This window comes from Bradyrhizobium sp. P5_C11_2 (genome assembly GCF_054049755.1).
Genome location: NZ_JBFULT010000256.1, coordinates 1 through 10,370, shown reverse-complemented (window position 1 = coordinate 10,370; position 10,370 = coordinate 1). Strand labels below are relative to the sequence as shown.

The 10,370-nt window shown below is 63.5% G+C and carries 10 protein-coding genes and 4 pseudogenes; 7 read left to right on the top strand and 7 right to left on the bottom strand.

Annotated elements, in window-relative coordinates; translation table 11 throughout:
* The 3 genes and pseudogenes from ACXJL8_RS22635 to ACXJL8_RS22625 all read left to right on the top strand — a co-directional run.
* A pseudogene (locus ACXJL8_RS22635) lies at window positions 1–190 on the top strand (IS481 family transposase); the annotation flags it as partial.
* Window positions 191–351: 161 nt separating this feature from the next.
* Entirely contained in the window at window positions 352–1,344 is a 993-nt protein-coding gene (locus ACXJL8_RS22630; RefSeq protein WP_456685620.1) for a hypothetical protein, read from the top strand.
* Between the two features lie 138 nt (window positions 1,345–1,482).
* Window positions 1,483–2,142: a DUF1345 domain-containing protein gene (locus ACXJL8_RS22625; RefSeq protein ID WP_456685619.1), complete on the top strand. Its 660-nt coding sequence runs from the start codon at window positions 1,483–1,485 to the stop codon at window positions 2,140–2,142.
* Between the two features lie 243 nt (window positions 2,143–2,385).
* Here ACXJL8_RS22625 and ACXJL8_RS22620 read toward each other — a convergent pair whose 3' ends face one another.
* On the bottom strand, window positions 2,386–3,702 hold the full coding sequence (locus tag ACXJL8_RS22620) for a TAXI family TRAP transporter solute-binding subunit (protein ID WP_456685618.1): 1,317 nt from the start codon (window positions 3,700–3,702) through the stop codon (window positions 2,386–2,388).
* 348 nt (window positions 3,703–4,050) lie between these two features.
* Between ACXJL8_RS22620 and ACXJL8_RS22615 the strand changes: the two genes are divergently transcribed.
* Both ACXJL8_RS22615 and ACXJL8_RS22610 read left to right on the top strand, forming a co-directional pair.
* Window positions 4,051–4,314 carry a KUP/HAK/KT family potassium transporter gene (locus ACXJL8_RS22615; protein WP_456685621.1) on the top strand — a complete coding sequence of 88 codons (264 nt, stop codon included), beginning with the start codon at window positions 4,051–4,053 and terminating at the stop codon, window positions 4,312–4,314.
* Window positions 4,315–4,454: 140 nt separating this feature from the next.
* Complete coding sequence (locus ACXJL8_RS22610; RefSeq protein WP_456685617.1) at window positions 4,455–4,916, top strand: low affinity iron permease family protein; 462 nt, start codon at window positions 4,455–4,457, stop codon at window positions 4,914–4,916.
* A gap of 468 nt (window positions 4,917–5,384) precedes the next feature.
* On the opposite strand, the gene ACXJL8_RS22605 is transcribed toward ACXJL8_RS22610, so the two are convergent.
* Together ACXJL8_RS22605 and ACXJL8_RS22600 are read right to left on the bottom strand one after the other, a co-directional pair.
* Window positions 5,385–5,903, bottom strand: a complete 519-nt coding sequence (locus ACXJL8_RS22605) for a transposase (protein ID WP_456685616.1) — start codon at window positions 5,901–5,903, stop codon at window positions 5,385–5,387.
* Window positions 5,800–6,441: pseudogene (locus ACXJL8_RS22600) on the bottom strand (FAD-dependent oxidoreductase); the annotation flags it as partial. The gene ACXJL8_RS22605 and the pseudogene ACXJL8_RS22600, both read right to left, overlap by 104 nt.
* Between ACXJL8_RS22600 and ACXJL8_RS22595 the strand changes: the two are divergent.
* On the top strand, window positions 6,377–7,006 hold the full coding sequence (locus tag ACXJL8_RS22595) for an SCP2 sterol-binding domain-containing protein (protein ID WP_456685615.1): 630 nt from the start codon (window positions 6,377–6,379) through the stop codon (window positions 7,004–7,006). The pseudogene ACXJL8_RS22600 and the gene ACXJL8_RS22595 overlap by 65 nt on opposite strands.
* Before the next feature lie 247 nt (window positions 7,007–7,253).
* Here the strand turns inward: ACXJL8_RS22595 and ACXJL8_RS22590 are convergent.
* The 4 genes and pseudogenes from ACXJL8_RS22590 to ACXJL8_RS22575 form a co-directional block, all read right to left on the bottom strand.
* Window positions 7,254–7,829 (bottom strand): annotated as a pseudogene (locus tag ACXJL8_RS22590) (amidohydrolase family protein); the annotation flags it as partial.
* A gap of 83 nt (window positions 7,830–7,912) precedes the next feature.
* On the bottom strand, window positions 7,913–8,188 hold the full coding sequence (locus ACXJL8_RS22585) for a hypothetical protein (RefSeq protein ID WP_456685614.1): 276 nt from the start codon (window positions 8,186–8,188) through the stop codon (window positions 7,913–7,915).
* Window positions 8,189–8,318: 130 nt separating this feature from the next.
* Window positions 8,319–9,194: an ImmA/IrrE family metallo-endopeptidase gene (locus ACXJL8_RS22580; protein WP_456685613.1), complete on the bottom strand. Its 876-nt coding sequence runs from the start codon at window positions 9,192–9,194 to the stop codon at window positions 8,319–8,321.
* A gap of 209 nt (window positions 9,195–9,403) precedes the next feature.
* Window positions 9,404–9,586, bottom strand: a complete 183-nt coding sequence (locus ACXJL8_RS22575; RefSeq protein WP_003600567.1) for a DUF3606 domain-containing protein — start codon at window positions 9,584–9,586, stop codon at window positions 9,404–9,406.
* Between the two features lie 598 nt (window positions 9,587–10,184).
* Here ACXJL8_RS22575 and ACXJL8_RS22570 point away from each other — a divergent pair.
* A pseudogene (locus ACXJL8_RS22570) lies at window positions 10,185–10,370 on the top strand (IS481 family transposase); the annotation flags it as partial.

The following is a 10,370-nucleotide window of genomic DNA, read 5'->3' as shown; positions in this document are numbered from 1 at the left end:
CTACCACTACGACAGCCACGACCAACTGCGGGAACACCTCGCCGCTTTCCTGGATGCCTACAACTTCGCCCGGCGGCTCAAGACCCTACGCGGCCTCACGCCATACGAAGCGACCTGCCGAGCCTGGGCAGACGACCCAGGCCGGTTCAGATACGACCCAACCCATCTCACCTCGGGACTGAACACCTAGGCTCAGGCCTGATCGCAGCCTGAGAGCTGCCGACTAAGTCACCCCTGCCATTCATCCCTTCACCGTAGCGTTTTCGCTTAGCGTTGCCGTTCTGTAACAGGCAGGCGCGCGCCTGCGCGTCTACTCATCGTCGCGCGTCAGTAGGATAAGGCCGCAGGGTGATGATCGGGCCCGCTCTGTTGGCGAGATGCATCTCGCAATCCGCCATCGCCATGTTGCTAACCTCGAGCCTCGCTGCGGCCCCTGGGCTTGCCGAGGAACTGAGGGATAACAAGGCGAAATCCTCATCGAACAGCGGCAGCCCGGGCGGGAAGGGTGGCAAAACCGACGGGCAGAAGGATGTCGACACCGAGCACTTGTTCGGCTTCACCGAAGGCTCTGACACGGGTGAGAAGGGCGAGCAGGAGGTCCTGGTCGATACCATCTCGCGCTTCAGCAAGCGCCGTGACGGTCCGGGCTCTTCCACCTACCGCATGCTCGACACGCGGTTCTCCTATCAGTTCAACCCCGCTGAGCGGTTCAGCGTCGAGCTGAGCGCCTTCTGCAATCTCCGCCGGCAACGCAACATCGCGGAGTTGGACGACAAGGCGTTCGGCACGTTCGACGGCGCGTCGGTGGAGCTGAAGTACCAGTTCCTAAAAGGATCGGCCGAGCAGCCGCTCGGACTCGCCCTTGAGCTACGCCCTCGCTTCACCCGGATCCTACCTGTCGAGGGCAATGGCGCGAACGTGTTCGACATGGAAAGCCTCATCCAGCTCGACGTGCAGGTCGTGCCGGCCAAGATCTGGTACGGCAGCAACATTAGCTTCGAGCCTGCGGCCGGGCGCCAGCGAGGGGGCAGCCAGGGCTACCGATCCTCGACCTTCCTGTGGTCGAACGCGGTGGTTGGGCAGGTGACGGAAGGGACCTTCGTGGGCCCGGAGGTGCGCTACTTGCGCGGCTACGACGGTATCTTCCTCAACCGCCTTCAGAGCCAGGCGGTATTGGTCGGGCCTGTCCTGCATCACCGCTTCACCGAGAAGATCTGGCTGACCGTGGCCTATGTGGCTCAAGCGTGGGGGCGCGACACCGATCCGGCCTATGCCCGGCGCGGCCTTGGCCTGACACAGTTCGAACGCACAAACCTGCGCGTGAAGTTCGGCATGGAATTCTGAGCGGTAAAATCGACCTCGCCCCAACCAGCTTTGGGCTCTCGCACCACAGTTGGCGCCACCTTGGGGAGCAATCGCTCTAAACTCCGAACCGGTCGCCCCTCGCGGGCAGCGCGCGTACTTCAGCGTTGAGTCCGAGAAATGCATATTCCCAGAACAGCTCAAGCATTTTGGCTCCGGCCGCGGCTTCTCGGCTCGGCTGCGCTTTGCTTGGCTCTAAGCCTTGTCCTCCCGATCCCATCGGTTTGGACCAGGCTCCTTATCGGCTGGTGCGTGAGCGTCATCACCTATGTGGCGCTGGTAATCTTTCAGCTGACGCGCGGATCGAGTGAAGCGCTGCGCCGCGAAGCGTCCCGTCTCGACGATAGCGCGTTTACGATTTCCCTGTTTGCAGTTCTGGCCGCTGCTGCAAGCTGCGGGGCTGTGGCGATGCTGCTGTTCGGCCAACAAGAGCAGGATGGATATCGGATCCCTCATATTGCGCTCGCTGCTTTGACGCTGCTTTGCGCATGGGTCTTCGTGCAGGTGGTCTTCACCACTCACTACGCGCACGTCTACTATGGCGAAGAGGATGGCAAGCCCCGCGGTGGCTTGGATTTCAACGGCGATGATCATCCAGATTTTTGGGATTTCTTCTACTTTTCCGTAACGATTGGAGCGACATCGCAGACATCCGATACTGACATCACTGCAAAGCAAATGCGTAGGATCGCAACCTTGCAGACGCTATACGCCTACTTTTTCAACACGAGCCTCTTGGCTTTAGCCGTGAACATGGCGGCTGGCCTTGCTCAGCATTGAAACTGGCAACTGACCCGCCGTACAAATTCTACTTTGCCATGCTAAACTTGAGAGCACAGTTCATTATCCCGGCGTCGACGTCGAGGATGTGCTTGTGCTGGTACAAGGCACTGAGATCTGAGCGTTCGGCGGCTCGGCTGCAGCGTCGAGGCTTCGGAACCGGCCTGACTAGCGCGCCCCTTGCAGCCGTTCAGCCATCCTCTTGTGCATCCCGCAAGCACACATCGAGTGGTTGACACTCGGTCAACTCATGAGGGGCACGCCGTCACTCTGAACGATGGCGCGCCGGACCGTCGAGCGGGCTGCGTCGATGGCCAAGGTGGCGGCGCCGAGCGTCCGCGCCTCGGTAGGCTTGTTCAGGGCATGGCGCGCTATGATGCTCGCGAGGTCGTCTACCTCGCTGGCTATGGCCGCCAGCCGCCCGCGGTCCGTCTCACGGCTGGCCTCAGACCGAAGTTCGAGCAGGCGCGTGGTCGCCACCTCGATCCGCTCCCGGCGGATCCGCCCCAGGCGTTGCCGCAGCCAAGCTGTCGTCGAGCCCAGGCCGCCACCCAGGATGGCCACGAGATAGATCCAGCTCTCATAGCGCTCGATAAATGTCTCCTGCTCGCGCTCGTAGTAGTCGATGGCGCCCGGGTGGATGGGCAACCGGGCGCTGGTGGCGTCCGCCGTGTCTTCGTAATCTGGACGGCTGACGTCTTCCGCTGCCGGAACCGTCTCGGCCAGGGCTGTGCGCATCTCGAACAGGTGCTGCGTCACCTCCGCGACGAGGCTGCGCGACAGGTTGGCTCGCGCCATCAAGCGGTAAGACGAGCCAACGGTCGCGACGTCCTCCGCCGGAAGGCGCGGGCTGCCGCCGAACAGTGCGGCTGGCACCGTGACTGGCTGCAGGCGTGGCCAGCGCGCCAGCACCGCGGCGGTGTCGGGTACACCGAACAGCGTAGCCTCGCCATCGGCGCTCGCCGCCTGAACGAGGCCGACCACCCGCCGCGCCGCCGAGGATGTGGGCGTCGTCACCAGCACCATCGCGTCGATGCGACCGTCCCCAAACGCAACTGCCACATCGGCTTCCTCTATCGGGACAAGCGCGACAGCCTTCGGCGGTACGGCGCCGGCTGGAGCGTCGGTCAGAAGCTCCATCCCGAAATGGGCAACCAGGGTGCCGGCCAGCGTCCTGTCGGCAGTCCTGTTCGACAGCACGCCGAGTTGCTTGCCTGCCAAGTCCGGGAAGTCCTTGATGCCGGATTGCGCGGGGGCGACCACGAACGCCGCCAGCTTCCGCAAGATAGCCAGGGTTAGGCCATTGCCCGGCATAGAGACGTCCGGACGCACTATCGCGAGGTCGACTTGGCCGGCTTTGAGCGCCTCTGCACTCTCGCGCACCCCGTCGAAGGACAACACCTTTAGCCGGATGCCGAGCTTCCTGCGCGCGAGTTCGTCGGCGTAGGCCCGCAGCAGGGCCGGTTCAGGGCCTCCCTTGGGAGCGACAGCGATAGTCAGCGTCGTGGGTCGCGTCAGGTGGACCGCGGCAGCGGTCCCGAGGACGATCAGCAGCGCCAAGCCGAGAAGTAGCCATGCTTCCCGGCCAGCCGGGATCGCCAACTTACGCACACACTCTCCTCGCTCACCGCGGACTCTTACGACCGTGGTGCCCAAGTGGGCGACGCGCCGCCGATTTACGAGGAGTCTTCCGAGCGGCCGCGAGTTTGCGAGGGCCTCAATCTGCTCGCGCTCTGTTTACTTGATGCCGGGGCCGCATGCCCCCGCGCCGCGGAACGGTCAAGGCGCGTTCACCGTATTCATTAAAACGCCGTAGCCGCCGCGCTTGAGGTCGGGCAATCATGAAAGCGACGATGGTGCAGGGGGCAGGATCCCCCGAAGGCGCATACCGCTTCCTCGGCGGTCGCCCTGGAAGCGCTTGGCATTGTCTACGGCGACATCGGCACCAGTCCGCTCTACCGCCTGCGCGAGACCATCATGGCCGCGGCCGCAGGCGGCCCACCCAATCGCGAGGCGGTTCTCAGCTCCGTCTCGCTCATCCTCTCGTCGCTCGTCGTGGTCGTGGCGGTCGAGGACGGCCGGCTCAAGGGCGTCGACTGCGACCGCCTGAGCTACTTCATCAGACATGAGACGGTGGTCACCTCGGAAAAGGAGCCCGGCATGGCGACTTGACGCGAGGAGATCATCGCGCTGATGCAGCGCAACGCTGAGGAGACGGCGAGTTACCTGTGTGTGCCGGTCCAGCAAGCAATGGAGGTCGGCGCCGAGATGGAGATGTGAGTGGTAACCGTTCCAAGTAGGAGGATGCCCCGATGAGGGCGCCGAGGGGCTTCGCAGACTTCGCTTCGCGGGTCGCGCGCGCCGCGGGTCGGCCGTTGACCTTCGCGCTGAGCCTGATTCTCATCGTGGTCTGGGCAGTCACGGGGCCGCTGTTCGGCTTCTCCGATACGTGGCAGTTGGTAATCAACACCGGCACAACCATCGTGACGTTCCTGATGGTGTTCCTGATCCAGAACACGCAGAATCGCGACGGCGCAGCCATCCAGGCTAAGCTCGACGAGCTCATCCGGGCGAGCGCGGCGCAGAACCGCTTTATCGGGATAGAGGGACTGGCGGAGGAAGAGCTTGACGAACTACGGGCCCGGCTGGCGGTCAACAATGGCATAACATCGAGCACGATCGTTGAAGCCGCCGATCAGGCTGAGGCCGCTGCGAACGGTAAGGCACGCGAGGCTGCTCAAAGAGTTGCCGGAACGCCGTCGTACCCAACTTGACCGACACGACCAGAGAAAATTCGCTCGAGCCAGCGGCAAGTGTTCGGGAACAGCTGGCGCGTTCGTCGATCAGCTTTGTCGTCACAGTTGTAGGTGGATTGCTGGCACCAAGCAGACTGGGCGCCGCAAGTTTCAACGCGATCGTTGCGTGCCGGTCGTCGCCCTCTGCGAGACACCCGCTCTGACACACGTGAGCGCGCATACGACAAGAGGCACCCGGATGGGCGCCCCCTGATTACACGAAGTGGACGTGTACTCAGTCGTCCCAATCGTCGCGATGATGACGGAACCCCGGGTCACGACGCTCGATCACCCGCACGCCCGGACGGTCATAGCCGTGCAGGTAGAACCGGGCGCCGCTGTAGCCGTCGCGGTAGCCTTCACGGACGATGGTGCGGGAGTGGGCGTAGCTCGGGCCATAGCCATAGCCGCCGCCCCACTCATAGGTCTGGGCGGTCGTGGCGGCGCCTAGAGGCTGTTACGGACTGCTGCGAAATCGGCAGCCCTACGTAGAAGCAGGACGCTGAAGGCGACGAGGTGCAAGCCGGCCAAGGTTGCGGGCAGGCGTTCGTAGTCGCGGGCCAAGCGGCGGAAGCGGGCCATCCAGGCAAAGGCGCGCTCGACCACCCATCTGCGTGGCAGCAGCACGAAGCCGCGCTTGGCCTCGGGCAGCTTCACGACCTCCAGGGTGATGCCGTGATCGGCTGCCGCCTCCGCCGCGCGCTCACCTGTGTAGCCCTGATCGACATAGGCGAGGTTCACGCTGTCGCTGGTTGCCTCCTGCATGGCATCAGCGAGCGAGGCAACGGCGGCGCGATCATCGGCGTTGGCCGGTGTGACGTGCAGGGCCAGCACTTGGCCGCGCGTATCGACCGCTGCGTGCAGCTTCGACCCGCTCGCTGACCCGGCGGCTCGCCCCGTCGAGGAGATTGGCGGCCACGATCTCGAAGTCGTTGTAGGCGGTGTGGGTGAAGGCGCCTCGCCCATTGCAATCGCCAAGCGCGTAGACGCCCGGCACGCTGGTCTGAAGGGCGTCGTCGACAGTGATGTAGCCGCGCGCGTCCACGGCGATGCCGGCCGCCTCCAAGCCAAGGTCGTCGGTGTTGGGCCGGCGGCCCACCGCCAGCAGCACGTGAGTGCCCACAATCTCCGGCTCGCCCTCGTTGCAGTTCACCCCGACAACGACACCGTCGGCATGAGGCTCAAACCTGATGCACTCGGCGTTCAGCCTCAGAGCGATGCCCTCGTCGCGTAGGATGCCGGCGACCGACTCGGAGATGTCCGAGTCCTCACGACCAATCAACCGCGGCCCCATCTCCACGACGGTGACCTTGCTCCCAAACCGGCGGTAGGCTTGCGCGAACTCCAGCCCGATATAGCTGCCGCCGACCACCACGAGGTGCTCCGGGATCGTGTCGAGCTGCAGCAGCGAGGTGTTGGTCAGGAACGGCACCGCGTCGATGCCAGGCATCTCGGGCACGTGCGCGCGGCCGCCCACGTTGATGAAGATCCGCTCGGCCTCCAAGCAAGCCTCCCTATGGCAGAGTCTGTCCTTCGGGGCGAACTACAAGGCTGCCTACTGCATCGCTGCCTGCCCGGCTGGGGAAGACGTCATCGGGCCCTACCTCGATGACCGGGTCGGCTTCGCCCGCGACGTCGTCAAGCCTCTGCAAGCCAAGGTAGAGCCTGTCTACGTGGTACCAGGCTCGGATGCTGAGGAGCACGTCCGAACGCGTTACCCGGCCAAGACAGTGAGGCGGGTGGGAAACGGCGTCAGACCGCAGAACATCGCGAGCTTGCTCGTCGGAATGCGCCTCACCTTCCAACGCAACAAGGCACGTGAGTTGGACGCGGTCTACCGCTTCACGGGAGCGGAGAAGCGCGACGTGACGATCACCTTGCGCCATCGTGATCTCATCATAGAGGAAGGCCTCAACGGCACCGCCAATCTCGTCATTCAGGCTGACAGCGAAGCCTGGCTGCAGTTCGTCCGCAAGGAACGCGGACTTCCTGGCCTGCTCCTCTCGCGCAAGCTGCGCGTCAAAGGATCACCGAAGCTCCTCGTCGCTTTTGGCAAATTCTTCCCCTGATTCCAGGCGATCTTTGATACACCTTCGACCGTGCCTGCACTCCAATGGAGCGAGTTGCAACGACCATCTCAATCGGCCGCTTCATGTCCGCTTACGGAATTGAACGGGTGGCCCATGAATGACTGGGAAGGGCGCAAAGCCGAAGATCCGCTACCGTGCGTCGGGGCAGGGCCCGGATGCAGTGCTGAGCTTCTGCTAGGCGGCACAGCCGAACAGCAGCATCTGCCCTGTCGCGCCGGGTGATGGTCTATAGCTTCAACCCAGCGGACTTAAGCCTGTCCGCAAGGCGTGGGTAAACCTTGAGCGCATTGCCCGCATAGATCTTCGCCCGGTCTGCTTCCGAGATCGCGGCCATCTCGACGTAGCGCTTAGTGTCATCGTAGGCGTGGCCGGTCTCAGGATCGACGCCGTTGACTGCCCCGACCATCTCGGAGGCGAACAGCACGTTGTCGTGCGGCACGACCTTGAGCAGCAGATCGATGCCTGGCTGATGGTAGACGCAGGTGTCGAAGTACACGTTGCGCATCAGCTCGGAGAGCGGTGGCCGCTTCATGTCCTGCGCGAGGCCTCGGTAGCGCCCCCAGTGATAGGGAACCGCGCCGCCACCATGGGGAATGATCAGGCGCAGCGTCGGGAAGTCCTTGAACAGGTCGGAGGTGACGAACTGCATGAAGGCGCTGGTATCGCCATTGATGTAGTGGGCTCCCGTCGCGTGGAAGTTGCGGTTGGCCGAGGCGCTGACGTGGACCATGCCTGGCACATCGAGCTCGACCATCTTCTCCCACAGCGAGTACCAGAAGCGGTCGGAGAGCGGCGGGTCCGTCGCGAGAAGGCCGCGTTGCTAACGGCGGCCAGCAGTAGGTTCATGCGGCCCCGAATTGCCAGGCCATGCTATTTATGGCGAGCCTAGTTCGGGCCGAGCTGGAACGGTTTGGCCAGCCCGAGCTTCTCGTGTGCCTCTGCTGGCGTCATCTGCCGAATGGCTTCCTCGGAAAAGCCAAGCTCACGAAGCGCCGCCCGCTGACGGTTCGTAATCATCAACGACACGGCAGGTGACGTGGCAGGCGCGGTGCCCCTGCCGGTCAACTCGGTGTCCTCGGCGTGGCCGACACGGTCGAGGAACGCTTCCTCTGCCGCCGCCTGACTGCGGAGCAGCCGAAGGTAGTCGTCAGTTCCCCCCATTCTCGACCCTCTTTGCTCCACTGCCGACCCAAGGATTGCGCCGGATCAGCTACGGGACAGTCGGTACGACCCGCCTGACGAATTAGTAGGCTGCGGCCGACAGATCTGTTCCGGGAGAGCTGGGTCTTGCCTACCGTCGCCCCGAGTGGAAGCGGTGACGCCAGCCTTCATTGAGCCTGCGCTCCTCCGCGCTCTCCTCCGGGACAGCGTCCAGACGCAGCAGGATCATCGCAAAGCCGTTCTGCTGACGGTACACCTGCTCGTAGAGGTCCGGCGCGCGGAGGTCACGCTTCACATCGATCCAGAGATCTGGCCTGCACGCGGCGGTTTCGCACGCTGTGCGCGGCCGATGTGGACTGCTGCGATAGAGCGAGCCTGTCGGAACCGGGCTGCCGACCGCGCAGATGATAGCTGGAAAGGAGAGGCTGCGGTAGAACCACTGCACCCGGCCGTTGCCCGCCACGACGATGGCGATCCGCTCAGGATGGTATTGCACGTAGCCCCGAGCCGCCGCCTTCTTGCGGACCGCGAAGTCGCGCGCGAGCACAAGAACGTGCTGCAGATCGGGCTTGTGAAAGGCCGCCATGGCTCCTCGCAGCAGGTGCGGGGGCATCAGCATGAGACTGGCGAAGCGGTTGGCCTCGACCTCCCTGCGTTGCCGCTGATCGCCCTCCTTCGCTGTGATGCGAAGCAGGTCAGAACTCTTGCACAGGAACCGGCCGGGCTGATCCGGGACGTGGTGCGCCATCAGGAAGTGGCCGAGTTCGTGTATGATGGTGAAGCGGCGACGCGGTTCGCCCACGCGCTTGGCGAGGATAGTGCCTTCGGACCGCTTCGCGTCGGTAACGAGGCCCCCCTCGAACTCGTCGGTGTCGAGGTCCTCGATCCGGAGGATGCCGGGTCGCGCGCAGAGCTCCTGTATCGGCACGGGCGTCGGTAGGTTCGGTTCGGCTTGTAGGATGCGTTTGACGAGCGCCTCCGGCGTGCCCGCGTTCGCGAGATCCATCCTGCTGATCGGCATCCGAGCGGCCCCTTTCCGTTCCGGGGCCGACCCGTGAGGCCACCACGTACCCGTGATCCCAATACCGTTGCTACTGGGAGTTTGCGTGGGCGGTAACCCACCTTCGGCTCAGCATGAACGGTAGGCAAAGCTTGCGGCGGCTTCACCATCGACGACCTCTCCAAACGAGCTGTCCCGTTGCGGAGAGCACGCAACTAACGCTTCTTGCCCAGTTCGGCGGCGATGTCCTTGGTCATCCGGCCGACCTTGCGATGAGCGGCTGTAAGCTGGTCCTGTGTGACACCCCAGCGCTTCATCCAGAACTCAACAGCCTTGCGTTCCGACAGGTCGAGTCGGTCCTTATCGATGAAACCACGCTTGTCCTTGAGGCCGGCCATCGGGGATCCTACTGGGTTGATGCCACGCAGGCTGGGAAGGACCTCGCGACGCATCAGTATGCAGCCTGAGCCTCGTGCAGGTCACCCCGCCAACAGCTAAGCTGGGCTGGCTATGCAGTTCGTTGCGACGCTGCGCCCAATCGGGAAATCCCAATAATTTCACGCGAACTGCGGCTGGGGTAAATGCTAGGGTTCGCATCAAAAATTCTCTAGAAAAGTAATATTCTGCAGCTACTTGCCGGCAATGTTTGCCGGACTCCGTCTCCGCCACATTTCCCATTCTAGCCAGTTATTGAGCTGGCGTTTCGCCAAATGCTGAATTTCTTCGCTCTTGGCGGCACTTTGCGCAGGCCGCATATCCGAGCTGAGCGGCTGAGACGCACTCGGGCGGATTGTAGGCCGTTCTCGCGCCGCCGTCTCGCTTCAGCCTAGCGCCAGTACCACCGTCTCAGCCTGCGCCCCAGGCAGATCCCCAGTCGGCAGTCTCCGCGCCCGCACACAGCCTCGTCGCGTTCGTGCTGGATGACTGCACTAGGTGTGCAGTCCCGCGGTGTGGTGGCATCAATTTAGCTGTAACCGCCGCACACCGGGAGGCGTTATGGGACAGGTTCTTCACGGCTGCGCCACGACCACGCACGCGGTCAGAGCAACGCTACAGCGATCGAAAGCTCCGCTCAAAGATCTTGCCGCCCAGCATGGACTGAACCCCAAGACAGTCGCGAAGTGGCGTAAGCGAGCCTTCGTGCATGACGCGGCGATGGGACCGAAGACGCCGCGCTCGCTC

What these genes read in the sequence shown, in the direction of transcription:
- ACXJL8_RS22630 (WP_456685620.1), top strand. Translation starts at nt 352, where the DNA reads ATGATCGGGCCCGCTCTGTTGGCGAGATGCATCTCGCAATCCGCCATC.
- ACXJL8_RS22580 (WP_456685613.1), bottom strand. Translation starts at nt 9,194, where the DNA reads ATGGATCTCGCGAACGCGGGCACGCCGGAGGCGCTCGTCAAACGCATC.
- ACXJL8_RS22610 (WP_456685617.1), top strand. Translation starts at nt 4,455, where the DNA reads ATGAGGGCGCCGAGGGGCTTCGCAGACTTCGCTTCGCGGGTCGCGCGC.
- ACXJL8_RS22625 (WP_456685619.1), top strand. Translation starts at nt 1,483, where the DNA reads ATGCATATTCCCAGAACAGCTCAAGCATTTTGGCTCCGGCCGCGGCTT.
- ACXJL8_RS22585 (WP_456685614.1), bottom strand. Translation starts at nt 8,188, where the DNA reads ATGGGGGGAACTGACGACTACCTTCGGCTGCTCCGCAGTCAGGCGGCG.
- ACXJL8_RS22595 (WP_456685615.1), top strand. Translation starts at nt 6,377, where the DNA reads ATGCCAGGCATCTCGGGCACGTGCGCGCGGCCGCCCACGTTGATGAAG.
- ACXJL8_RS22575 (WP_003600567.1), bottom strand. Translation starts at nt 9,586, where the DNA reads ATGGCCGGCCTCAAGGACAAGCGTGGTTTCATCGATAAGGACCGACTC.
- ACXJL8_RS22605 (WP_456685616.1), bottom strand. Translation starts at nt 5,903, where the DNA reads ATGGGCGAGGCGCCTTCACCCACACCGCCTACAACGACTTCGAGATCG.